At 42.3% G+C, this 22,958-nt stretch carries 26 protein-coding genes and 1 tRNA gene; 22 read left to right on the top strand and 5 right to left on the bottom strand.

Annotation, left to right across the window (positions count from 1 at the left end; genetic code table 11):
* Nucleotides 1–38 precede the first annotated feature (38 nt).
* The 6 genes from IGQ44_13095 (at nt 39) to grxD (ending at nt 4,170) form a co-directional block, all read left to right on the top strand.
* Nucleotides 39–722, top strand: a complete 684-nt coding sequence (locus IGQ44_13095; protein HIK38911.1) for a uracil-DNA glycosylase — start codon at nt 39–41, stop codon at nt 720–722.
* 1 nt (nt 723) lies between these two features.
* Nucleotides 724–2,013: a competence protein ComE gene (locus tag IGQ44_13090; protein ID HIK38910.1), complete on the top strand. Its 1,290-nt coding sequence runs from the start codon at nt 724–726 to the stop codon at nt 2,011–2,013.
* A gap of 44 nt (nt 2,014–2,057) precedes the next feature.
* Nucleotides 2,058–2,834, top strand: coding sequence for an HAD family hydrolase (locus IGQ44_13085; GenBank protein ID HIK38909.1), 777 nt, complete (start codon nt 2,058–2,060; stop codon nt 2,832–2,834).
* A gap of 57 nt (nt 2,835–2,891) precedes the next feature.
* Nucleotides 2,892–3,464 (top strand): hypothetical protein, encoded by a 573-nt coding sequence (locus IGQ44_13080; GenBank protein ID HIK38908.1) that lies wholly within the window; start codon nt 2,892–2,894, stop codon nt 3,462–3,464.
* A 64-nt stretch (nt 3,465–3,528) separates the two neighbouring features.
* On the top strand, nt 3,529–3,783 hold the full coding sequence (locus IGQ44_13075; protein ID HIK38907.1) for a BolA family transcriptional regulator: 255 nt from the start codon (nt 3,529–3,531) through the stop codon (nt 3,781–3,783).
* Nucleotides 3,784–3,846: 63 nt separating this feature from the next.
* Complete coding sequence (grxD, locus tag IGQ44_13070; GenBank protein HIK38906.1) at nt 3,847–4,170, top strand: Grx4 family monothiol glutaredoxin; 324 nt, start codon at nt 3,847–3,849, stop codon at nt 4,168–4,170.
* A gap of 50 nt (nt 4,171–4,220) precedes the next feature.
* On the opposite strand, the gene msrA is transcribed toward grxD, so the two are convergent.
* Nucleotides 4,221–4,883, bottom strand: a complete 663-nt coding sequence (msrA, locus tag IGQ44_13065; GenBank protein ID HIK38905.1) for a peptide-methionine (S)-S-oxide reductase MsrA — start codon at nt 4,881–4,883, stop codon at nt 4,221–4,223.
* Between the two features lie 188 nt (nt 4,884–5,071).
* Here msrA and IGQ44_13060 point away from each other — a divergent pair.
* A tRNA-Ala gene (locus IGQ44_13060) sits at nt 5,072–5,144 on the top strand.
* Between the two features lie 360 nt (nt 5,145–5,504).
* Here IGQ44_13060 and bioF read toward each other — a convergent pair.
* Nucleotides 5,505–6,674: an 8-amino-7-oxononanoate synthase gene (gene bioF / locus IGQ44_13055; GenBank protein ID HIK38904.1), complete on the bottom strand. Its 1,170-nt coding sequence runs from the start codon at nt 6,672–6,674 to the stop codon at nt 5,505–5,507.
* A 62-nt stretch (nt 6,675–6,736) separates the two neighbouring features.
* Here bioF and IGQ44_13050 point away from each other — a divergent pair, with 62 nt between their 5' ends.
* Entirely contained in the window at nt 6,737–7,441 is a 705-nt protein-coding gene (locus IGQ44_13050; protein HIK38903.1) for a 2-C-methyl-D-erythritol 4-phosphate cytidylyltransferase, read from the top strand.
* Between the two features lie 7 nt (nt 7,442–7,448).
* Here the strand turns inward: IGQ44_13050 and IGQ44_13045 are convergent, their stop codons facing one another.
* Nucleotides 7,449–8,063 carry a 7-carboxy-7-deazaguanine synthase QueE gene (locus IGQ44_13045; GenBank protein HIK38902.1) on the bottom strand — a complete coding sequence of 205 codons (615 nt, stop codon included), beginning with the start codon at nt 8,061–8,063 and terminating at the stop codon, nt 7,449–7,451.
* Between the two features lie 160 nt (nt 8,064–8,223).
* On the opposite strand from IGQ44_13045, the gene polA reads away from it, so the two are divergent.
* The 4 genes from polA to IGQ44_13025 all read left to right on the top strand — a co-directional run bounded on the left by polA (nt 8,224) and on the right by IGQ44_13025 (nt 14,136).
* Nucleotides 8,224–11,058 (top strand): DNA polymerase I, encoded by a 2,835-nt coding sequence (gene polA / locus IGQ44_13040; GenBank protein HIK38901.1) that lies wholly within the window; start codon nt 8,224–8,226, stop codon nt 11,056–11,058.
* Nucleotides 11,059–11,089: 31 nt separating this feature from the next.
* Nucleotides 11,090–12,862: an ABC transporter substrate-binding protein gene (locus tag IGQ44_13035; protein ID HIK38900.1), complete on the top strand. Its 1,773-nt coding sequence runs from the start codon at nt 11,090–11,092 to the stop codon at nt 12,860–12,862.
* Nucleotides 12,863–13,017: 155 nt separating this feature from the next.
* Nucleotides 13,018–13,326, top strand: a complete 309-nt coding sequence (locus tag IGQ44_13030; protein ID HIK38899.1) for a hypothetical protein — start codon at nt 13,018–13,020, stop codon at nt 13,324–13,326.
* Nucleotides 13,327–13,443: 117 nt separating this feature from the next.
* Entirely contained in the window at nt 13,444–14,136 is a 693-nt protein-coding gene (locus tag IGQ44_13025; protein HIK38898.1) for a hypothetical protein, read from the top strand.
* Here IGQ44_13025 and glgX read toward each other — a convergent pair.
* Nucleotides 14,091–16,163 (bottom strand): glycogen debranching protein GlgX, encoded by a 2,073-nt coding sequence (gene glgX, locus IGQ44_13020; protein ID HIK38897.1) that lies wholly within the window; start codon nt 16,161–16,163, stop codon nt 14,091–14,093. The two genes, IGQ44_13025 and glgX, sit on opposite strands and share 46 nt — an antisense overlap.
* Before the next feature lie 249 nt (nt 16,164–16,412).
* On the opposite strand from glgX, the gene IGQ44_13015 reads away from it, so the two are divergent.
* The 10 genes from IGQ44_13015 (at nt 16,413) to IGQ44_12970 (ending at nt 21,737) form a co-directional block, all read left to right on the top strand.
* Nucleotides 16,413–17,237, top strand: a complete 825-nt coding sequence (locus IGQ44_13015; protein ID HIK38896.1) for a PAS domain S-box protein — start codon at nt 16,413–16,415, stop codon at nt 17,235–17,237.
* On the top strand, nt 17,183–17,656 hold the full coding sequence (locus IGQ44_13010; GenBank protein HIK38895.1) for a PAS domain S-box protein: 474 nt from the start codon (nt 17,183–17,185) through the stop codon (nt 17,654–17,656). Before IGQ44_13015 ends, IGQ44_13010 begins: the two co-directional genes overlap by 55 nt.
* A gap of 73 nt (nt 17,657–17,729) precedes the next feature.
* On the top strand, nt 17,730–18,527 hold the full coding sequence (locus IGQ44_13005) for a hypothetical protein (protein HIK38894.1): 798 nt from the start codon (nt 17,730–17,732) through the stop codon (nt 18,525–18,527).
* Nucleotides 18,430–19,044: a hypothetical protein gene (locus tag IGQ44_13000; GenBank protein HIK38893.1), complete on the top strand. Its 615-nt coding sequence runs from the start codon at nt 18,430–18,432 to the stop codon at nt 19,042–19,044. The genes IGQ44_13005 and IGQ44_13000 overlap by 98 nt, the downstream gene beginning before the upstream one ends.
* Nucleotides 19,008–19,583: a PAS domain S-box protein gene (locus tag IGQ44_12995; GenBank protein HIK38892.1), complete on the top strand. Its 576-nt coding sequence runs from the start codon at nt 19,008–19,010 to the stop codon at nt 19,581–19,583. The genes IGQ44_13000 and IGQ44_12995 overlap by 37 nt, the downstream gene beginning before the upstream one ends.
* Nucleotides 19,580–19,699, top strand: a complete 120-nt coding sequence (locus IGQ44_12990) for a hypothetical protein (GenBank protein ID HIK38891.1) — start codon at nt 19,580–19,582, stop codon at nt 19,697–19,699. Before IGQ44_12995 ends, IGQ44_12990 begins: the two co-directional genes overlap by 4 nt.
* Complete coding sequence (locus IGQ44_12985) at nt 19,653–20,054, top strand: hypothetical protein (GenBank protein HIK38890.1); 402 nt, start codon at nt 19,653–19,655, stop codon at nt 20,052–20,054. The genes IGQ44_12990 and IGQ44_12985 overlap by 47 nt, the downstream gene beginning before the upstream one ends.
* A 133-nt stretch (nt 20,055–20,187) precedes the next feature.
* On the top strand, nt 20,188–20,697 hold the full coding sequence (locus IGQ44_12980; GenBank protein ID HIK38889.1) for a response regulator: 510 nt from the start codon (nt 20,188–20,190) through the stop codon (nt 20,695–20,697).
* Between the two features lie 16 nt (nt 20,698–20,713).
* On the top strand, nt 20,714–21,322 hold the full coding sequence (locus IGQ44_12975) for a response regulator (GenBank protein HIK38888.1): 609 nt from the start codon (nt 20,714–20,716) through the stop codon (nt 21,320–21,322).
* Nucleotides 21,270–21,737, top strand: a complete 468-nt coding sequence (locus IGQ44_12970) for a hypothetical protein (GenBank protein ID HIK38887.1) — start codon at nt 21,270–21,272, stop codon at nt 21,735–21,737. Before IGQ44_12975 ends, IGQ44_12970 begins: the two co-directional genes overlap by 53 nt.
* Nucleotides 21,738–21,812: 75 nt before the next feature.
* Here the strand turns inward: IGQ44_12970 and IGQ44_12965 are convergent, their stop codons facing one another.
* On the bottom strand, nt 21,813–22,916 hold the full coding sequence (locus tag IGQ44_12965) for a threonine synthase (GenBank protein HIK38886.1): 1,104 nt from the start codon (nt 22,914–22,916) through the stop codon (nt 21,813–21,815).
* Nucleotides 22,917–22,958: the final 42 nt, after the last annotated feature.

Below are 22,958 nucleotides of genomic sequence, written 5' to 3'. Positions count from 1 at the left end.
GCCTTAAGATAGTATAAAATGGCGTGAAATAGCAAGAAATGTGCACGATAGAATGGCTAATAAAACGAATTAAGGAGGAGGCAGAGAGAGAGGAATTTCCCATTGACCTTGCCACTTATCGGGAGTACAATAAAAACCCAACTGAGCCCATACTATACTTTGGCAATTTAAGGAGTACTATTTGTTTTTTTGGGAGGGATTTAGGCCGAGATGAAGTCAGAACGGGACAGCCTCTGATTGGCGCCGCAGGTAGCATGGTAAGAAGAGGTTTCTTTAAGGCATTGTATAAGAGAAAACCACAAAACGAAGAGGAATTGTCCTCCATCAAAAACCATGTTATCTTAACCAACACTGTACCTTATAAGCCCCCAGAAAACAAGGCATATAGTCTGAAGGTAAAACAGAGATTTCGACCATTTATAGAGCAGTTGTTGGTGATATTTTGGCGGGGAAATCAGATAATTACTCTAGGCACTGAGGCTTTTAAATGGTTTCAAGAATATGCTACTTTCAAGGAGGAATTTGATGCTTTTTGGAATCAGGGGGATTCTCGTTATGAAAAAAGTATTAGTCTAACTATCTCCGCCAAAGACGAGGAGGGAAATATTCACCAAAAGCCAGTGACAATCTACCCGTTACCGCATCCCTCTCCTCTAAACCAGAAATACTATCAGCGGTTTCCCCTCCTTCTAGAAAACACCCTCTCTAGATTGGCCTTCTAACATGTTTAAAAATTCTATCTATTTGGCAATAGCATTTACCTTTTTTTCCCTAGGAGGCTGTAGTCAGCCGCCGGTAAAACCACTGCCTCCCCCTCAGGATAAATACATTCAAGTCTATTTTAATCACAACCAAGCCCGGGGTAAAGAATACACTGAAAAATATCGCAATTTAAAACGTTTCGGAGATGACTTGGAATCAGTGCTGATTAGGGAGGTAAATTCTGCTAAATACTCCATAGATATAGCTGTGCAGGAGTTTAATCTCCCCCAATTGGCGGAAGCAATAGTAAAAAAAAGAAAACAAGGAGTAAAAGTTAGAATAGTTTTGGAAAACCTCTATAATTTTCCTCTTGAAGGATTACCAGAAAACCACGGTTTAGCTATTTTAAAAAGAAACAATATCCCCATAATCGACGACAGGGAAGACGGCTCGAAGGGAAGCGGATTAATGCATCATAAGTTTGTGGTAATCGATGGGAAAAAAGTAATAACAGGCTCGGCTAATTTTACCACCAGTGACATACATGGGGATGGGGAAAATCCAGAAACTAGGGGGAATGCTAACCATTTAATATTAATTGATAGTCCGGAATTGGCCAAGGTTTTCACAGAGGAATTCAACTATATGTGGGGAGATGGCGTCGGAGGCAAGGAAGATAGTCTTTTTGGGGTTAAAAAACCGGCAAGGGGATACAGGATGGTTAAAATTGGTACTGGCATTGTGCTGGCAAAATTTTCCCCCAACAGCCGCAATACTTTTTGGAGATATACTAGTAATGGCTTCATAGCAAGTCAACTGGAAAAAGCAGGCAATTCCATTGATATTGCCCTGTTTGTGTTCAGTGATCAAGGAATAGCTGATACCCTAGAAAGACAACATATCAAAGGGGTAAAAATTAGAACATTAATTGACCCAGGTTTTGCCTACCGCTATTATAGTGAAGGTTTAGATTTGCTAGGAGTAGCTTTGCCAAACAAATGCCAGTATGAAAAAGGAAATAATCCTTGGGAAAACCCCGTTACGACTGTGGGAATACCTAGTCTGGCTAAGGGAGATAAATTACACCATAAATTCGCTATCATCGACGATTATATAGTAATAACTGGCTCTCACAATTGGTCCGATGCGGCAAATTATATCAATGATGAAACAGTCTTGGTTATCTACAACTCTGTTGTAGCCGCCAATTTTGCAAGGGAGTTTGAATACCTATACAGTCAGGCAATATTGGGCGTTACCCCCTCTCTGGAAGCCAAAATCCGTAGGGAGAAGTCTAAATGTGGAATGTAAGTGGCCTATTATAATGGTGACTTGGTTTTAGAAAAGGGTTTTATATGAGTCTAAGGGCACTGATTTTTGACGTAGATGGTACACTAGCAGAAACAGAAAAAGATGGACATAGGGTGGCATTTAATTTGGCTTTTGCGAAAAAGGGGTTGCCATGGCATTGGGATGTGGATTTATATGGCAGTCTCGTAGAAATAGGGGGTGGCAAGGAGAGAATTAAGCATTATATATCCCATTATCAACCATCCTTTGCCCCTGACCAGCCCCTAGAAGAGTTCATAAAAGAGTTACATTCTTTAAAGAATCGTTATTATCGTCAAATCCTAGAAAACCACTCCCTTCCCCTGAGAATAGGAGTAAAACGTCTGATAAGAGAGGCAAAAGATGAGGGGATAAAATTGGCTGTGGCTTCCACCGCCAGTGAAGACAATGTCAAAGCCTTGTTGGAAACCCTTTTCCCCGAAGAGAAAGGATGGTTTGAGGTGATAGCGGCGGGAGACATGGTAGCCAACAAAAAGCCTTCTCCAGATATATACCTGTTAGCCTTGGAAAAACTCAATCTCTCCCCAAGGGAATGTCTTGCCATAGAAGATACTCAACAGGGGTTAAAAGCAGCAGTAGCAGCAGGATTGAAAACCGTTGTCACTGTCAGTCAGTATAGCCAGGGACAGGATTTTCAAGAAGCTATATTAGTATTAAACCATCTAGGGGAACCAGATTTCCCCTTTCAAGTCATAAAGGGAAACCCCCATGGCTACCAGTTTTTTAGTATCAGTCTAGCCAGAAAAATAATTGAACACCCCTTTGTTGCATACAAAATTTGATGTAAAAATCCTGTAGAATTTTTTGGCAGGAAAATAGTCTAATTCAAGTGGTTTGCACTGATGAAATTCAATGGTATTTTGCCGTCAATAGTGGGAGTGGCAGTTAGTCTAGTGTCTATTCCTACCTCTCTGGCTGAAACACAACCACTGATGAGTCAAAACCTTAACAGAAATCCCCAAATAAATCTGGAGGAGGAGAATATTGTAACCCCTCTCACCCCCACAGATACCCTACTGAGTCTGGAAGGAGGGAAAAAATTGATGCGGGAGGCAGAAGAGGCAATCAAAAAGGGGAATTATGACTTAGCGGCAACAAAATTACAACAGGCAAGACGTGTCTTCAATCAGCTATCTAATTTCCATCTCCAACTGGCAGAGAGTTTTTCTGGTATAAACAATCGTATCACGGAACAACAGAGACGAGACGCTCTAGAAACCGCTAATTTGCGAGACGAATCCACCTACCAACTGGCGTTAGTACATAGGGCACAAAACAAACCAGAGTTGGCAATACCCCTTCTGATTCAGATTATACGCTCTCAAAACCCCACTAGCGAGTTGGGCAAGAAGTCTTATCAACAATTATATGAGATTGGCTTTGTCAAAGTGCCTCTAGATAACCCCAACTGAGACAAGATATTAAGATATGATAAGAATTGTTGGCGATTGTTTAAAAACTAACCCAGGATAGATTATGGTGACTTTAGAACAAGTGAAAAATACTATCAAACAAAAAATCCCCGACGCGGAAGTGGTAGTTAGAGACTTGACAGGCACAGGTGACCATTTGGAAGCAATTGTAATCTCATCAGCCTTCGAGGGGAAAACTAAAGTACAACAACACCAGCTGGTGTATAGCGCCCTACAAAAAGAGTTACAGAGTGAGGCAATTCATGCCTTAGCCTTGAAAACTTACACCCCCTCTGCATGGTCTAGCCTCAACAGTTAGAATGGGGAAGTGGTGGTACTTTGATTTAGCGTTAGCCTTATCTAGAGGGAAACAGTAGCAGTTATGACTCCAGAATTGAAAAAACGCATTGAGGATATTATTAATAGCGACAAGATAGTAGTATTCATGAAGGGGAGTAAGTTGATGCCCCAGTGTGGCTTTTCCAACAACGTAGTACAAATACTCAACCAATTGGGAGTGCCCTACACAACCTTCGACGTGTTGTCAGACTATGAAATTCGTCAGGGAATAAAAGAATATTCCAACTGGCCCACTATACCCCAAGTGTACATCAATGGGGAGTTTATTGGTGGCAGCGACATTATGATTGAACTATACCAGAGTGGTGAATTGCAACAAATGATTGAGGTAGCCTTAGCCTCATAGATGGCCAATAGGGGGGAAGCATCAATAGTCCCCCTCCTATTATTATCTCTCTAAGACAGTAATTTTTCTAAGGGGAAGGGTACCTTTGTCCCACCCAAACCACAGTAGCCGTTGGGATTTTTGGCTAAATACTGTTGGTGGTACCCTTCAGCATAGTAGAATTCTGGTGCAGGCAGGATTTCTGTAGTTATCTCCCCATAGCCTGCTTTTCTTAACTCTTCCTGGTATATAGCCTTGCTTTTCTCTGCCAATTCTTTTTGTTGGGGAGTATAAGTATAAATACCTGAACGATACTGAGTACCAATGTCGTTGCCTTGACGCATGCCCTGGGTGGGATCATGATTTTCCCAGAAGACTTTTAATAGTGTCTCATAACGGATAATTTTCGGGTCGTATACCACCAAGACTACCTCATTATGTCCAGTTAGACCAGTACAAACCTCCTCATAGGTGGGATTAGGGGTATAACCGGCAGCATAACCCACCGCCGTTATATAAATGCCCTCTCCCAGTTGCCAAAATCTTTTTTCGGCCCCCCAAAAACACCCCATCCCAAACATGGCTAATTCCATATTCTCCGGATATGGCGGCCTCATGGGGTTTCCGTTAACATAATGTTTGGCTGGAATGGGCATCTTCTGGCTTCTTCCAGGCAATGCTTCTTCCGGTTTGGGCATAGTTAGTTTTTTCCCTTTTTGGCCAAATAGGAACATATTTCCCCCTTTTGTAAGATTTCTTTACATTTAACTCCATCTTATCCCATCTTCTGCTCCCACTGCAGATATGCCCCACCCCCCCCCACACCTTCACACTTGTTTTTTTTTCCATTTTGTTTTATAATGTCAAATGTGCCTGTGATGAAAAGCAGCACCTCACTGACTAGAAAATATCTACGTCTCAAGGGGGTATAGCTCAGTTGGTAGAGCGTCACAATGGCATTGTGAAGGCCAGCGGTTCGAATCCGCTTACCTCCATTTTTTTCTTGCCTGTCTCAAGGGTTTTATTTGTCTGACGACCTCCTTATCCCGATCACCCTTTTGTCTCTAGCACTTATAACAGTCTGTCAAACGGGAAATAAATCTTACCCCTACCCCTCCTGGTCATTCCTTTATTCCCCTTCCCTCCCTAGTGTTTTCTCCCACCACCCCTCTAGTTGCAATACTTTTTAAACAAAAATATTCGCAGCCCAAGTGCCTTGGTAGTACCTGCGCCTACCGCCCCTTTTACCTTTACACCCCCCATCCTACCATAAAATACTCTACCTTGTGACAAAATACTAAGAAGTGTAAAGATAAGAAATGTAAAGGAGGCGGAATTGTAAACCCAACAGGGATTCAAAGGGGAAAATGGGATAAGACAGATGCAAGCTGTTGGAAGTGTTGTGGCAGATGGGTGGCCATGACGGAAAAACGAAGACGACTGGTGGGCACTGTGGGAGGACGAATGGCAGGCACGAAAAAGCCTTCTTTCTGTAGCTGGAGGCTGAGATGTAGGGCGTGGGGGGGATTGTGACACTTGAGACAAATAATGGCGGAGTCTGAGGGGAGTGTGGGTAATTGGAGACGCCGGAATATCTGTTTGAGGGTGTTAATATTGTGCCACAGCTGTTCCCTCCTGTTGGCCTCCTGTTGGATGATTTCTATGGCGGCTATGGCGGCAGCAGTGTCGGCAGGGGAAAGGGCAGTAGTATAAATCCAAGTGGGACAGCGGTTGCGGAGAAAGTCGATAAGAAGGGCACTACCAGCTACATACCCCCCTAGACTCCCTATGGCTTTACTGAGAGTACCTACTTGGATAATATTTTTTCCTGTAACGTCTATGCCAAAATGTTCCACACTGCCTGCCCCGGTTTTTCCCAAGACACCCGTAGCATGGGCATCGTCGAGCAAAAGCCAACAGTCGAATTTCTCGCTAATGGCTATCAATTCTGGAAGAGGACATAAATCGCCATCCATGCTGAAAACACTGTCGGTGACAATGAGACAGTGACGATGTTTTGGCCTCAATTTGGAGAGTTTTTCGGTTAAATCGGCACAATCGCAGTGTTTATAGCTGACTATCTTAGCCTGACTAAGTTTAGCCCCGTTTTTCAGACTAGAATGATTGTACTCGTCTTCTAGTATTAAGTCTCTCCCTTTTACCAGGCTACAAATGGTGCCTATATTAGCACTATAACCTGAACTAAATACTAATGCTTTTTCTGTCCTCTTCCAAGAGGCAATGGCTTTCTCTAAATCCTCATGTAGTTTCCTATGCCCACTTAATAATCTGGAACCAGTGCTACCTGTGCCATACTTATATAATGCTTGGGTGGCGGCTTCAATAACACGTGCGTCTCCGGCTAAACCGAGATAATCGTTACTGGCAAAGTTTACTAATAGTCGCCCTTCTATTTCTACTACCCCGCCGGGAAGGCTACTGATTAGTTTTTCTTGGCGATACCAGTTGGCCTTTTTTATTGTCTCTAGAGACTTGGCAAGATAATCATGTAGGGAAGAAGACATATATTGACAAGGAACAAACAATGTAACAGGATACTCTAGAAGGAAATTAAACAGGAAAGACTATGTACTTGTTGATTCCAGCAGCAGGAATGGGCAAGAGGATGGGTAGCCCCCGTAACAAACTTCTTTTAGAATTAAAGGGCAAACCCCTATTAGCCTGGACTATTCTGGCAGCAGAGGCGGCAGAAAAAATTACATGGATAGGAATAATGGGTCAAAGTCACGACTTCCCATTCTTTGAGGAGATTATAGCACAAATTAAGCCTAAAAAACCTATTCGGTTGATTCAGGGGGGCCAAACTAGACAACAGTCAGTCTATAATGGCTTACAGGCCCTGCCCCAGGAGGCAGATAAGGTTTTAATTCATGATGGGGCTAGGTGTTTGGTAACCCCCCAACTGTTAAATCGTTGTGCGGAAGCCCTGCATGACTGTCAGGCCTTGATTGCGGCCGTCCCGGTGAAGGATACTATTAAGGTGGTTAATTCTGACTTGTTGATTACTGATACGCCTGTAAGGGATTTTCTTTGGGCGGCCCAGACTCCTCAGGGTTTTGATGTGAAATTGTTGAAGAGATGTCATGAGCGCGGTTTACAAATGGGGTGGCAGGTGACTGATGATGCCTCCCTCCTGGAAAAATGTGGTTTCCCTGTACGTATAGTAATGGGGGAGGAGACAAATATCAAGGTTACCACTCCCATCGATTTGACTATTGCTGAATTTATCCTCAATCAGCGGTATAGTAATAGTCTTTTTTCCGTTGGCTGATTTCACTTTATTGGATTTTTAAAAACTTATGGGTTTGAAGACTTAAACGCCAGTGGGGATGAGTCAGTATGTAATTAATAACTAACTCTTGACTTGCCTTGTTATTCCACTGGGGTTGTAGATATTTCCAACAACTTTTCCTGACTTTTTTCGCCTCTGATTCGGCCCAAATCAAATCAGACTCTTTGTCCACCACTACCTTCAATTCATCGGCATATTTATAGATAGCCTCCAGCGGCTTTTTGTAGGGTTTTGGAGATAGGGTAATCCAATCAAAAACACCTGTTAAATCCCTACTACCCGATGTTTCCAAGTGGATTCTATAGCCCTCCCCCTTGAGGGATTTTGTCAGGGGTAAAAGATTGTAAAGTAATGGCTCGCCTCCGGTTACAATGACAACATTGGCTGTGGTATTTTTCGCCTCTTTTATTATTTCCAATACAGTCAATAATGGATGTCCTCTTGTTGACCAAGTCTCTTTCTGATCACACCAAGGACAATATACATCACAGCCAGCTAAACGGATAAAAAAGGCATTAGTGCCTGTCCAAAATCCCTCACCTTGCAACGAGTGAAACATCTCCACCACCGGATACTCAAAATCTAAATATACTCCCCCCATCTTCTGTTCTTCTGTTAATAACATTTTTGCCAAAAATATTCAATTTAAAATGAAAAGATGGTAAAAACATGTTAGAATAACATTATACAATTTGCCGGGAAATATAAAGCGGTAGGCGTGTAAAATTCAAGTGTGTATAAAATAAATCTGACCAACTCCCATGAGTGACAGTGATAAACCTCTATTGTTAATTGTAGATGGCCATTCTCTAGCCTATCGTGCCTACTATGCCCTGGCCAAGGGAAAAAAAAAGCCACTGTACACCTCTGATGGAATTCCTACCAGTGTCTGTTTTGGTTTTCTCAATTCCCTGTTTACCATCATCAACACCTATTCTCCCCATTATTTGGCTGTGGCTTTTGATGTAAAAAGTCCTACCTTCCGTCACACCACCTACAACGACTACAAGGCTAATCGACAGGAAACCCCCTCCGACTTCCTTGAGGATATTACCAACCTACAACAGGTTTTGAGGGCTTTGAATATTCCCGTTATAACTGCAGAGGGTTATGAGGCTGATGATGTTATTGGCACTATAGCAACAAAGGGGGCCCATTCTAACCTTCGTGTTTATATTCTAACTGGAGATCGAGATCTTTGGCAACTGGTGAATGACAAGGCGGAAATTAGTGTTTTATATGCCGATAAGACCTGGGGAAAATATGAACTATATCACGAGAAAGAGGTACTGACTAGGCTAGGGATAAAACCAAATCAAATTGTCGACTATAGGGCCCTATGTGGGGATAAATCTGACAACATTCCGGGGGTGTTGGGAATTGGGGAAAAGACTGCCTGTCAACTGATTTGTGAGTATGAAACTCTAGATGGCATTTATAATAATCTAGACAAAATAAAACCGGCAATTAGAAATAGGTTAATCCAAGGTAGGGAAGATGCATATCACTCCCAATCCCTGGCTAGAATAGTCACCAGTGTCGACTTATCCTTTTCTTGGGATGAGTTTCGGCTAAAGGGATTTGCCCAGGAGAAAGTTATTCCCCTGTTTCAGCGGTTGGAATTACATAGTTTCCTGAAAAGGATTGACGAAATTCAACAGAAGTTGGGTGGCGTTGTTGCTAATAAGAATACGGAGGAAAAATCAGAGAATAGTAGTAAACAAATGTCCCTGTTTGAATGGGGTGAATCTAATTCACCATCGGCCACAATTGTTGTAGATGAACTTCCTAAACTTGCGCGGATAATAGATAATATCAAAGAGGCAAAACTTACTGCCTGGGATACAGAAACTGACTCCCTTGAGACTCAGTATGCAAATCTTGTCGGTATTGGGGTTTGTTGGGGGAAGAGTTTAGAAAATACCGCTTATATACCCCTGGGACACACCAGTAGAAAACAATTGGATTGGGAGTTAGTAAAACAGCAGTTGAAGCCTATTCTTGAAGATGAGAAATACCCGAAGACTTTCCACAACACCAAATTTGATAGACTAGTTTTACTCCATCACGGAGTAACTCTCAGGGGAGTTGTTTTTGATACTATGTTGGCAAGTTATGTTTTACAACCAGAAGAGAGCCATAAACTGAGCAATTTATGTGTTAGGTATAGGCTGGATTTCATAGCTAGGGATTATGGAGACTTAAAAATAGATAAAAACCAGACGATTGCCCATTTATCCCCCGAAACGGTAGCACAATATTGCGGTTTGGATGTTTTGGCGACCTTCCACCTCACGGAAAAGTTGCGGGAAGAGTTGGCGAAAATACCTTCATTGCAGACGGTATTCAACCTGGAGTTAAAACTAGAGTCCGTTTTGGCAAAAATGGAAGCAAATGGGGTGTTAATAGACACAGATTATTTCCAAAAATTGTCAGAAGAAATGGAAGGGGAGTTGAAGGAAATTGAAACAAAGATATTTGCCATAGTAGGTAAATTTAACCTGGCTTCCCCGAGACAACTTAGTGAGTTGCTGTTTGAAAAATTAGGTTTAGATAAAAGCAAGTCCCTCAAAACCAAAACGGGATATTCTACCAACCAAGATGTGTTAGAAAGACTAATAGGTGCCCATCCGGTAGTGGAGTTGATTTTACAACATCGAACCCTAAGCAAATTGAAGTCTACCTATGTGGATGCCCTCCCCACTCTAGTTAACCCCAAGACTAGAAGAATTCACACTAATTATAATCAGACAGTAACCGCCACGGGGAGACTATCATCTTCTAATCCTAACTTACAAAACATCCCTATTCGCACTGCCTTTTCTAGGAGGATTCGTAGAGGATTTATACCCGAAGAGGGATGCCTATTTTTAAGTGCAGATTATTCCCAAATAGAGTTAAGAATACTGGCCCACTTGAGTGAGGAGGAGAGACTGATAGACGCCTACAAAAATAACCTGGACATCCACACAGTAACGGCGAGAATCCTCTTGGGAAAGGAAGATATAACTCCGGAAGAAAGAAACATCGGCAAGACGATAAACTTTGGAATAATATACGGAATGGGCGCGCAGAAATTTGCCCGGGAAACTGGGGTTGATGTGGCCACAGCTAAGAAATTTATTGATATTTATCATCAAAAATACCCCAAGGTTTTTGAATACCTAGAAAGAGTGAAGAAAGAGGCGATAATAAATGGTTATGTAACTACCATTCTGGGGAGAAGAAGGTATTTTCATTTTAGCAATGACGTGATAAAAGGACTGAAAAACAGGGACATTAATTCTTTTGATTTAACAGCCATTAAATTGGACAATCAAACGGCACAGATGTTGAGGGCGGCTGCCAACGCCCCTATTCAGGGTTCTAGTGCTGATATAATAAAACTGGCCATGATAGCAGTGGATGAAATCTTAAACCGAGAAGGGGGCAAACTACTGTTACAGGTACATGATGAGTTGGTGTTTGAAATACCCTCTGAAAGAATTGATTGTTTGACGCCTAAAATCAGGGCGGCAATGGAGAGTGTCATTTCCCTAAAAATTCCCCTGGTTGTAGACACTCATGTGGGGAGTAACTGGATGGATGCCAAATAGGAAACTATAATTTTATACAGAGATTTAGGGTATGGTATTGACGGCTAATAGGAGACAAAACAAGAGAATAAGTTCTATAATATTGGCAGTAATTTTTGCTGGGATAGTTGTAGGCATCAACTCCTGCAACTGGCGGGGAAACATTTATAGTAAATCTAGAATTGTACAGGCAATATTAAGTGATCCAAAAACCTTTAATGTAGCCCTGTCTCAGGAATCTCCTAACATTTTTGGGTTAACCTATGAGGGGTTAGTAAAGGAAAATCCCCTGACGGGGGAAATCTTGCCAGCATTAGCAGAAAGTTGGACTATTTCGGATGACAAACTGAGTATAATTTTCACTCTTAGGAAAGACTTAAAATGGTCAGATGGCCATCCCTTAACGGTAGATGATGTGGTGTTTACCTATAATGATGTCTATCTTAACCCGGAAATTCCTACTAATGTGAGAGACAGTCTTCGTATTGGTAAAAGTCGGAGTTTTCCCAAGGTGGAAAAAATCAGTGATAGTCAGGTTAAGTTTACCATTTCTGAGCCTTTTGCGCCTTTTTTACAAAGTGCGGGTTTAGCTATCTTACCAAAACATATTGTAGAGGAGAAGATTCGTAAAAGAGACAGGGATGGTAGGCCCCTTTTCCTATCCTTTTGGGGTGTAGATACGCCGCCAGAGGAACTAGTAGTTAATGGCCCCTATAAACTAAAAGAATATATAACATCTCAGAGGATTGTTTTTACTAAAAATCCCTACTACTGGGAAAAAGATGAAGAGGGAAATCAGTTGCCGTATATAGAGGAAATTGTGTGGGAAATTGTGGAGTCGACCGACACAGCCTTACTACAATTTCGCTCAGGCAGTTTGGACTCAATAGCAGTTTCTCCGGAGTATTTTTCTTTGTTAAAGAAGGAGGAAAAAAGGGGGGATTTTACCATTTATAATGGTGGGCCAGCCTACGGGTTGACCTTTATGGCATTTAATTTGAACAGGGGGTATCGGGATGGCAAACCCCTAGTAGAGCCAATAAAGTCCAAGTGGTTTAATAATGTCAATTTCAGACGGGCAGTAGCCTATGCCATAAACAGGGATAGGATGATTAATAATATCTACCGAGGCTTGGGAGAAAAACAAAACTCCCCCATCTCCATGCAATCTCCCTTCTATGATCCTACCATAAAGGGGTACGATTACAATCCGGAATTGGCGAAAAAATTATTACTAGCCGAGGGTTTTAAATATGATGAAAATGGCAGACTTTTAGATGCAGATAATAACCCTGTAAGATTCACTCTTTTAACCAATGCTGGCAATAAAATAAGAGAGGCATTGGGGGCACAAATAAAACAGGATTTGGCAAAAATTGGGATACAAGTAGACTTTACTCCTATTGCTTTTAATGTACTGGTTGATAAACTTACTAACACACTGGACTGGGAAGCGCATATAATTGGATTCACGGGAGGGAATGAGCCAAATGATGGTATCAATTTGTGGTCTCCTGATGGCAATTTACACTTGTTTAATCAAAAACCACAACCCGGCAGAAAACCAATTGAGGGGAGAGTTGTTGCCGACTGGGAAAGAAAAATCGGGGAATTATATGTCCAGGCAGCCAGTGAATTAGACTTTGAAAAAAGAAGGGAAATCTACCGACAAACCCAACAACTTGCTTCCGAATACCTACCCCTTATTTACCTAGTAAACCCCTACTCTTTAGCCGCCGTTAGAAATCGCATTCAAGGCATACAATATTCTGCCCTAGGTGGGGCTTTTTGGAATATTGAAAGACTCAAACTACGTGATTTTTAATTCTACTTCCGGGGATTGTTGAAAATTTTGTTACTAATCTTGACCCCAGTAAGGCCTTATAATCATAATCCCCCACTACCCCCCACCCATACCCCACCCCCTACCCCCTATCCCCTATTAGCATAGAAGAGAAACGACACCAATAACAAGGGGGTATGAAGTATTTTTTTCTGACGGCAGGTTGGACTTATAATCGAATTTGGGAAAGAGGAGGATTGTGGAATGAGGTAGCCTGGCGACGAAAACCCCATATCCGCTGTCTGCCTTTAGGCATAGTGGAAAACAATGAGACTCTTTGGCTATACGAGGTGGAAGATGCAGTGATTATGGTGGAGGTGATACCACTGTCGGAAAGTGTCAAGTTAGATCGAAACATAAAACAGGTAGTGTTGAAAAGACTGATGAATCCTCAGCAGGTTATAGAAACCCTTGTAAAAGCACAAAAGGTGGTAAAACCGGGATAATGAATTTCTCCACACCCTTTTAGCAGCCGGAAAAATATAGTCAAGGCTATAATCATGGCCGTGCCTTCTTATAATTGATGGATGTATGAATTTTAGGATGTGTTTTTTGTGAGGGAAATGACTGGAAAGAGTAAGAAGAAGTATCCATTATATCAAGACAAAAAACTATATTATTTCCTCCTGGGATTGGCCGTAACAGCAGGAGACTTCGACTTGGTTTGTTCGTCTTTCGTCTTCATAGCCACCCTCCTGTTATCTGCCAGAATGAAATGGTTTCTTCTACTGAAAAATATCTACCGCACAAGGGAATTTTTACAGTCAGAAAACGGAAGTCTAGTGGCTTCCGTAATCGTAGCGGGCTTGTTGTCACTAATAACATATTCCGCCCTGAATATCTGGTCAGAAACTGATAACAAGTGGCTGGCATTGGGGGTAATTTTGCAGTTACTGTTGGCAGGGGGTGGGATATTTGTGTCCTTTAATAGGTGGCTGGAGAAAGAAAAAGAATCGGAGTTAGGGGAGATTTTATATGACTTAACCGGGGAGTCTAATCTGAGACGACTGTGGGCAATGAATCAGATTCTATTGATGGTGGATAGGGGGAGGCTAAATGAGAAACAAATAGAAGAAATAAGGGAGTATTTGTTGCTACTAAAAGAGGCAGAAAATGAGCCTATTATTATCAAGAAAATTGAGCATTGTCTCAGAATTATCAACCCACCTTTGCCTCCATTGAGGGTGACTGTAAAAAATGACTCATCCCCCTATTTAGCTATAAGAACTACGCAAGTGCGATCATGTACTAAATAATGCTCACTGTTGACGGGGATTGCCCTATCCACCTCGTAGAAATCGTGGGGAGAGGGGGCAGAGGTGTCCACAATGCGGTATAGTTTTTTACCATGAGGAGGGGTGGGTAACTGGAATTGGAGAGATTCCCAGTAGGCGTTGAAAATCACATGTAAAAACTCCCCTTTTTTGGGGTGATGAAGGGTAAAGGCAATACTATGGGAGTAATCAGACCAGTCCGGCTGATATAATTTTACACCATGCCAGATAAGATAAGGCTCTTCACTGTTTTCCTCGGTTTTGAGTAGTTTTTCCTGTTGGAATAAGTCCAAGGATTGGATAAAATGAATCAATCCCCTGGCAAACCGGAATAACCCCTGATTTCGCTTTAGATCATCCCAATTAACCCAACTAATCTCGTTATTCTGACAATAGGCGTTATTATTTCCCCATTGTGTGCGCCCCATCTCATCCCCCATATTAATCATAGGCGTCCCCTGGGCTAAAAGCAAGATAGTCCAAAAATTCTTCATCTGTCTTTCCCTCAGGGCACTAATATAGGGGTCTGTAGTGGGTCCTTCTATGCCATAATTGGCACTATAATTCTCGTTACAGCCATCCCGATTATTTTCCCCGTTGGCTTCGTTGTGTTTGCGACTATAACTGACTAAGTCTGCCAAGGTAAAACCGTCATGACATGTGATAAAATGGATGCTACGGTTGGGCTCTCTGTCTGGCTTTGTGTATATATCTGAACTACTCAGTATCCGAGCCGCCAGATTTCTAACAGTCCGATTATCTCCTCTTACAAAACGACGTACATCATCGCGAAAAGGCCCATTCCATTCAGCAAACCAGTCGCTGTGGTTGATAAATTCGCCTACTTGATACAAGCCGGCGGCATCCCAAGCCTCGGCAATAAGTTTGGTGCCAGCAAGTACCGGATCTGCCTCTATTTGTGCTAAAACAGAAGTAATTAGCTTAGGCTCCCCTAATAGATCCCTCCCAAGGATGGAGGCTAAGTCAAAACGAAAGCCATCCACATGCATTTCCGACACCCAGTAGCGGAGGGAGTCGATTATGAGATTACGCGCTACGGGGTGGTTAGCTCTAAAGGTGTTGCCACAGCCGCTAAAATTCTTATACTTGGCCGGGTTTTTCTCGTCCAGCAGATAGTATACACTGTTGTCTATACCCTTGAAGGAAATGGTGGGACCCCTTTCATCCCCCTCACTGGTATGATTGAAGACAACATCTAGAATTACCTCGATTCCCGCTTTGTGGAAGGCTTTGACCAAATCCCGAAACTCGTTGATAGGCCCCATTAAACTCTTATCATAACTATATTGACGATGGGGAGCAAAAAAACTAATAGTACTATAACCCCAATAATTTTCCAGCTGGGGATTGACTACATCTTTAACATCAAATTGGTGTATAGGCAACAATTCCACTGCTGTTATTCCTAAATCCTTAAGATAGGGTATTTTTTCGATCAAACCCGCATAGGTGCCTCTTTTTTCCTTGGATACCCCCGAATTTTCCCTTTTGGTGAAGCCAGCAACATGCATTTCGTAAATTACTGTTTTTGAGAAGGGTATACGGGGATGAGTAGTGCCCTCCCAGTTATAATTACGAGTATCCACCACTACTGCCTTTAGGGATTGACGACAGTTATCCACACCATAACGTTTTGCTAATTCCCTGTCAAAAGTCTCTACCCCCACTATTGCTTTTGCATAGGGATCTAATAGTACCTTAGAACCGTCGAATCTATGTCCTTTTTCTGGCTTATAAGGGCCATACACCCGATAGGCGTAAATTTGTCCACTCCCAATTCCATGTACAAAAACATGCCAATAATGGTAGGTTTTATTTACTTTTGGCTCTAGACTAATAACTTCTGTTGGCTCGCCTGTTGGCTCATCAAATAACAACAATTCTACTCTCTCTGCATGTTTAGAAAACAGCGAGAAATTTACCCCTCCTTCTTCTACTCTTGCTCCTAAAGGATATGTATTCCCCGGGCTCGTTTTGTGTCTTCCCATTCCCTATTTTCTCTCTCCTCTGCCCTTTTTGCCTCATATTATTATAATATTAATTGCGAGAAAAATCAAGATAAATGAACAAGTTTAAAACAGAAAATAACAGCCAAAATTCTCCATTTTTGGCTAACAGCTGTCAATTATCAGAGGAGGATGTTATAATGGACAAAAGAGGTGAAAAATGAGAGAGTATCATCATAAGCCGAGGGAGAAGGGCGAGTGGGTGCAGGGAATTTTGGCAATAGGAGGGAAATGTACCCACAAACTTCTCTCATCATCATAAACAATGAAAGGATAAGCAGAGCCACACGGGAGTTGCTGGCTTTCCTAAAGGAGAGGGGGGTTGTTTGTTACTTGGCAAAAGCCATTGAAAGTGCGGAGGAAAATAGCAACGATAGTATAGACATAATTTTCGTCGAATTTGCAGCTTTTATTGCCAAGAAATCGGAGTTAATTAGATTGGCAAAAAACGGTGAGATCCCCTTGTTAATAATAAGTGAAAAGTTTGAGGAGAAAGAGAAGATGGAGGCGTTTGCTGCTGGGGCAACTGACTACATTACCCTTCCTTTTTCAGACAGAGAATTAGAAAGCAAGTTGGCTTACTACGGGAGAATAAATTACAATAAAAAAGCCGGCAGGGATATTATTGAGATTAACCCCAATGACTTGTATCGTATAACCTTTGAAAAGGCAGCCATTGGTATTGCACACGTGGGGTTAAAAGGCAAATGGTTAAGAGTAAATCAACGACTGGCAACAATGTTTGGTTATACCCCCGCAGAAATTGTTAATAAAACCTGGTGGGATTTGACTTATCCTGAAGACTTATATCTGGATTCCGATTTGATGACTCGACTGTTGGCTGGGGAAATTGACAGTTATTCCCTTACTAAGCGTTATCTGCGAAAAGATGGCAGTGTTTTTTGGGGTTTGTTAAATGTTTCCCTCCACAGTGATACTGACGGCAATCCCCTCTATTTTATCTTCACCCTACAAGATGAAACTAGCCGACACCTGGCAGAATTGGCGAAGACAAAGAATCAGAACAATTATACCGTTGTATCCTGGAAAGTATAGGGGATGTGGTTTTGTTGACTGATAGGGAAGGAAAGTTTACTTTTGTTTCCCCCACTGTTTCTACTGTCTTTGGCTACAGTGTCGAAGAAGTCAAAGCCATGGGTAATATCTACAACCTGTTGGGGAAAGACTGTTTTTCCCCGAAACAATTGTGGGAAGGAGGAGAAATTTGTAATCGGGAATTAGTGGTTACAGACAAGTATAATCGTCAACATTATCTGTTAGTCAACGTCAAGATGATTCCCAGTAGGGAGAATACTATTCTATTTGCCGCTAGGGATATTACTACTATAAAAATTTTTCAAAAGGAAAAGGAGGCATTACAACAAAGAAATCAACTACTAGTTAACACTATTGGTCAAATTATATGTGAATATTCCCCAGACAAAAAATTGCAATTGTCGGGGGGCATATTCTGATTTACTAGGTTACACTCTATAAGAAATGCCTCAGCAAAATCCCCTCTGACTGGATAAAATTCACCCAGATGACGTGACAGAAGTAATCCAGGCTAAAAAGCCTACTAAATATCCTCAAACTTCCCACAGTTGCGAATATCGTCTTAGGAAAAGAAACAACCAATATATCTGGGTGTCGGATAGGGGCGTCATCAAGACTTCCCCTAACTTAGAAATAGAAAAAGTAACAGGCATTATCAGCAGCATAGAGGAGAGAAAACAAATAGAAAATGCCATCCGCCACATAGCAAGAGGAGTGACAGGAGAAACAGAAGAAAAATTCTTCCAATCTCTCGTGGAATACCTGGCTAAAATCCTCCCGGCTGACACGGTATGCCTATCAGAAATTCAACCGGAAACCCCCCATGTGGCCACTACTATCATCTACTACCACAAGGGAGAATTTAAGGAGAATTTCAGCTACTCTCTAAAAGCAACTCCCTGTCAAGAAATTCTAGAACAAAACGATCCTAGTTATTGTCTATATGTTACCGATATTCGCAACAAATATCGTCATAATCCTTTTTTCAAAGAAGGAGAAAATTACAGTTATTTGGGCATAGGATTATACAACAGCAAGAGGCAAGCAATTGGCTTTTTGGCGGCTTTGAGTCAGCAGGAAATCCCTGACATCCCTGTCAAAAAAGAAATACTGCACTCTCTTCGCCTCTCGCGCCGCCGCCGAAATAGAAAGAAGAAAAGCTCGTCTAGAATTGGAGAAATTAAATGTAGAATTGGAAAGTCAAGTAGCAAAACGCACCGCCGAATTGAGGGAAGCATTAGCAACAGCAGAAGAAAAAGCAATCGCACTCCGTTACCTAAACGAAATTGAAAGACTAGTTTCGGAAATTGCTACTAATCTGTTTATAATACCAGCGGAAAAAATAGATGAATACATTAATTCCGCCTTGACTGCCATCGCCCTGTTTTTGAAAATAGAACAAATCAGCATTTTTGAATTTGACAAGGAGAAACATACATTTTCCCTCTCCCACCAAAGTCAATCCCGTATTAGCGACGTAGATTTAAGTGATTGGCAAATCTCAACACGTTTGATTTCTTGGCTAGTACAACAATTACAAACCCAATGGATAGTAATGATTAATTGCCTGGAGGATTTCCCTCCACCGCCACTTGCAGAAACGGAAAAAGCATTATTCCAACAGTTAAAAATTAAATCCTTTGTGGCATTACCTATCCAAATGTCCAATGAGATAGTAGGATTTTTAACTGCCATTGCTGTCAAAAACCACCATCACTCCAGTAGTTGGGGAAACCAACCTGTTACAACTAGTGGGCAAACTCTTCAGCAATGCCATCGCGCGAAAAAAATCCTCTCGTCACCCTAAAACAAACCCAAGCTGCCTTATTCTCCACTAATCAAATCCTCATGCAAGAAGTTAAAGAAAGAGAAGCCCTATACTTCAAACTACAAGAGAGTGAAAATCGCTATCGCACCCTGTTTGAGTCATCCAATGACGCGCTTTCCCTTATTTCCGTCACCAGCGGTAGATATATTGACTGTAATCAAGCCTCTTTAGCTCTACACGGCTGTATTACAAAACAAGACTTTATTGGCAAAACCCCCGCTGACTTCTCCCCACCCTACCAACCAAATGGCAAACCATCTTCCCAGTTGGCAACAGAGTATATCCATCAAGCGTTAGAAGACGGCAGTTGTGTGTTTGAGTGGATTATCCAACGGCAAGACGGCAGCCAAATACCTTGTTTAGTATCTCTCAGTGCTATTCCCAGTCCTAATGAGAAAATTATACTAGCTATCTCCCGTGATATTTCCCACATTAAGAAAGTACAACAAGAGTTAGAAAAAGCCAAAGAAGCTGCTTTCTTTACAACAAAGCTAAAAGCGAATTTCTCGCCTCCATGAGTCACTCCCTTCGCACCCCCATGAATGCTATCCTTAGTTTTACTAGATTGGCCTTACAAACCCCCCTGGATGAGAAACAGAGAAATTATCTTACCTTCAATCGAAAAAGCCTGTGAATCCTTGTTGTTAATCATCAATGACATTCTCGACTTCTCCAAGATTGAAGCTGGAAAACTAGAGTTGGAGAAACACGAGTTTTGGCTGGATAATATCCTAAAAGATGTAGCCAATTTATTCAGTTTGAAATGCGAACAAAAGGGGATAGAATTGATATTTGACGTAGATGAGGGAATTGATTTCAGTTTGAAGGGAGACTCTCTTCGCCTATCCCAAATCCTGATAAATCTGGTAGGAAATGCGGTAAAATTTACGGAGAAAGGACTTTCTTCTCGTCAAGCTGAGTTGTCAAGCAAGAGAAAACAAAAAAGTAAAACTCTACTGTTGCGTAGAAGACACAGGAATAGGGATTAGTAAAGACAAAATCAATAAACTGTTTCAACCCTTCACTCAAGCCGATGGCTCGATTACGCGTAAATACGGTGGCACAGGATTAGGTTTAGCAATATGTCGTCGTCTGGTAGAAATGATGGGGGGAGAGATATGGGTGGAAAGCGAGGAAGGAAAAGGTAGTAAATTCCACTTTACCATCCAGTTGGAAGAGGGAGAAAGCAAGGAAAATATAATTCCCCATAGCCTTTCCCCTCTAACTGTTAAACCAATTTTAGTAGCCGACGATAATAGCGTCACTAGAGAGGTAATTGCTAGATTTTTGGAATCTTATTCCTTTGTAGTCAAGACGGTGAAATCAGGATTAGAGGTAATTGCCGAATTAGAAAAAGGGGAGGAAGAATATCAACTTCTCATCCTCGACTGGCATATGCCACGCCTCAACGGCATCGAGACTTTGCTGGCATTAAAAGCCAATCCCCGTATCCAAACCATTCCACCAGTGTTGCTGATTACTGCCTACCCCTCCCCCAAAAACGGTGTCAAGGCTATTCTCACTAAACCCGTCACCAAATCCAGTCTTTTCAATGCCATTATCAGCATCTTTAACACCAATTCACATCTCTGTGATTCCCTCCAAGCCTATCCCTCCGAAGAATTGTTTTAAACACTGTCGTTTTCTGTTGGTAGAAGATAACGAGATTAACCAGGAGATAATTTTAGAGTTGTTACGGGGGGTAGAAATTGACATAGCAGAAAACGGTTTCGTCGCCATAGAAAAAATCCAGTCACAGCAATACGACTTGGTGTTGATGGATATTTCCATGCCACTGATGGATGGGTTAGAAGCCACAAGGAGAATTAGACAGTTAGAGGGGGAATACTACAAGAAGATACCCATTATTGCCATGACTGCCCATGCCATGTCAGGGGATAAGGAATTAAGTCTAAAGGCTGGCATGAATGACCATCTTACCAAACCTATTAACCCCCATCAACTGCGAGACACCCTTTTAAAATGGCTACCCCCGGAAAAAATCTCCTCTTCTGTTGCTCATGATTATCATTACCCTCCCCCCTGTCAAGGGGAAGAAATCCCCCCATTAGAAGGCATTAATACCCAATCTGCCCTATCCCGTATAGGTAACAATAAAGATTTATACAAGAGACTATTGATTCAGTTTTTTGAGAATAATAAAGACAAAAACAACCAAATACAAAAATCAATACGAGAAGGAAATGCATGCAAAAGCAAGGGAAATTGTTCACTCCCCAAAAGGAGTTTGTGGTAGCCTCGGAACAGAAGAATTATTCCTGGCTAGCAGAGACTTGGAAATGGCAATTATAAACCAAAATACCACTCAAATTCAAACCATTTTACCCTCCTTCAATGCCGCTTTTGACCGAGTTTTCAACTCCTTGTCCCTATGGCTAAAACCGGGATACGCAGATAATACAACTCCCCAAAATTTCTCGCCAAATACCCTTGAAAATTGGCCAGAAATTCAGTCTATCCTCAAAAACATTCCCTCCCTCCTAGAGTCTGATTTAGTAGAAGCAAAAAAACAACTACTTTCCCTTCAAAAACTCACCCAAGACACTCCCCTTTCCCCCTTAGTCTCCCTCCTTTTACATCACTTCCACCAATTGGATTTTGACTCCCTCCTCTCCCTTCTTCGCCAGTTAGAGGGGGGAGGGGGATTATGAGGCAAGTCAACGCTAATTGTTTTCAAAAAGCGAGGAAATTTGTCAAGCCTCCCATCCCCTTTTCTGGAAGAGTTTCTAGGAAAGAAAGCCCATAATGCGGGCAATTTCGTTGATGTCGGGCTTTATGCCACCCCTAATGCCAGTTTCCCCCACTTTCATGGCACTGTCGGGGTCTTTTAGACCATTGCCAGTTAAAACACAAACCACAGTACCCCCATCGGGAATGCGGTCCTTTAATTTTAACACACCGGCCACAGAAGCGGCACTGGCCGGCTCACAAAAAATGCCCTCTTCCCTTCCCAAAAGGCGATAGGCTTCCAGAATCTCACTGTCGGTGACGGCGTGGAATTCCCCCTTCGAAGCGTCTCTGACACACAGGGCCCTTTCCCAATTAGCGGGATTGCCAATCCGAATGGCGGTGGCAATGGTGTCAGGTTGTAATACAGGATGCCCCTGGACAAAAGGTGCTGAGCCAGAGGCTTGGAAACCCATCATTTTAGGGAGGCGATCGCACTTGTTTTCACTGTAGTACTGACAGAAGCCCATCCAATAGGCGGTAATGTTGCCGGCATTGCCAACGGGAATGGCTAACCAGTCGGGGGCGTATCCCAGAGTATCTACTACCTCAAAGGCAGCGGTTTTCTGCCCTTCTAGACGGTAGGGGTTGACGGAGTTGACAAGGGTGACGGGATAATTCTTCGCCATCTCCCTGACAATGGTAAGGGCATCGTCGAAGTTGCCGTCAATGGCTAACACCTCCGCGCCATAAATCAATGCCTGGGCAAGTTTACCAAGGGCCACGTAACCGTCTGGTATAATTACATAGGCCCTCATGCCGGCGCGAGTGGCATAGGCAGCGGCGGCCGCGGATGTATTACCAGTGCTTGCACAAATAACCGCCTGAGCCCCCGCCTCCTTCGCCTTGGAGATTGCCATTGTCATACCCCTGTCTTTGAATGAGCCAGTGGGGTTTAATCCATCGTATTTCACATATACCTTTACCTGGCGCCCAATTCTCCTAGCAATGGAAGGCACAGGAATAAGGGGCGTATTCCCCTCCCTTAGGGTTATAATAGGCGTGGCCTCTGTTACCGGCAGGTATTCTCTGTATTCCTCGATTATGCCTCTCCAACCTGTTTTGGTTCTGTAACTGCTATTGTCATCCTTTGTGCTATGCAAACTCTTCAAAGCGGTATCGCCAACAATAAATTGTTTTTTTTT

The organism is Geminocystis sp. M7585_C2015_104, from assembly GCA_015295805.1.
In the GTDB taxonomy this organism is placed as follows: Bacteria; Cyanobacteriota; Cyanobacteriia; order Cyanobacteriales; family Cyanobacteriaceae; genus DVEF01.
This window is presented reverse-complemented; position numbering and strand designations above follow the sequence as displayed.

Excerpts from the sequence above, each read along its gene's own strand:
- IGQ44_13095 (HIK38911.1), top strand. The coding sequence starts at position 39 with ATGTGCACGATAGAATGGCTAATAAAACGAATTAAGGAGGAGGCAGAG.
- IGQ44_13090 (HIK38910.1), top strand. The coding sequence starts at position 724 with ATGTTTAAAAATTCTATCTATTTGGCAATAGCATTTACCTTTTTTTCC.
- IGQ44_13085 (HIK38909.1), top strand. The coding sequence starts at position 2,058 with ATGAGTCTAAGGGCACTGATTTTTGACGTAGATGGTACACTAGCAGAA.
- IGQ44_13075 (HIK38907.1), top strand. The coding sequence starts at position 3,529 with ATGGTGACTTTAGAACAAGTGAAAAATACTATCAAACAAAAAATCCCC.
- grxD (HIK38906.1), top strand. The coding sequence starts at position 3,847 with ATGACTCCAGAATTGAAAAAACGCATTGAGGATATTATTAATAGCGAC.
- msrA (HIK38905.1), bottom strand. The coding sequence starts at position 4,883 with ATGTTCCTATTTGGCCAAAAAGGGAAAAAACTAACTATGCCCAAACCG.
- bioF (HIK38904.1), bottom strand. The coding sequence starts at position 6,674 with ATGTCTTCTTCCCTACATGATTATCTTGCCAAGTCTCTAGAGACAATA.
- IGQ44_13050 (HIK38903.1), top strand. The coding sequence starts at position 6,737 with ATGTACTTGTTGATTCCAGCAGCAGGAATGGGCAAGAGGATGGGTAGC.
- IGQ44_13045 (HIK38902.1), bottom strand. The coding sequence starts at position 8,063 with ATGGGGGGAGTATATTTAGATTTTGAGTATCCGGTGGTGGAGATGTTT.
- polA (HIK38901.1), top strand. The coding sequence starts at position 8,224 with ATGAGTGACAGTGATAAACCTCTATTGTTAATTGTAGATGGCCATTCT.
- IGQ44_13035 (HIK38900.1), top strand. The coding sequence starts at position 11,090 with ATGGTATTGACGGCTAATAGGAGACAAAACAAGAGAATAAGTTCTATA.
- IGQ44_13030 (HIK38899.1), top strand. The coding sequence starts at position 13,018 with ATGAAGTATTTTTTTCTGACGGCAGGTTGGACTTATAATCGAATTTGG.
- IGQ44_13025 (HIK38898.1), top strand. The coding sequence starts at position 13,444 with ATGACTGGAAAGAGTAAGAAGAAGTATCCATTATATCAAGACAAAAAA.
- glgX (HIK38897.1), bottom strand. The coding sequence starts at position 16,163 with ATGGGAAGACACAAAACGAGCCCGGGGAATACATATCCTTTAGGAGCA.
- IGQ44_13015 (HIK38896.1), top strand. The coding sequence starts at position 16,413 with ATGTACCCACAAACTTCTCTCATCATCATAAACAATGAAAGGATAAGC.
- IGQ44_12995 (HIK38892.1), top strand. The coding sequence starts at position 19,008 with ATGCCATCGCGCGAAAAAAATCCTCTCGTCACCCTAAAACAAACCCAA.
- IGQ44_12990 (HIK38891.1), top strand. The coding sequence starts at position 19,580 with ATGAGTCACTCCCTTCGCACCCCCATGAATGCTATCCTTAGTTTTACT.
- IGQ44_12985 (HIK38890.1), top strand. The coding sequence starts at position 19,653 with ATGAGAAACAGAGAAATTATCTTACCTTCAATCGAAAAAGCCTGTGAA.
- IGQ44_12970 (HIK38887.1), top strand. The coding sequence starts at position 21,270 with ATGCATGCAAAAGCAAGGGAAATTGTTCACTCCCCAAAAGGAGTTTGT.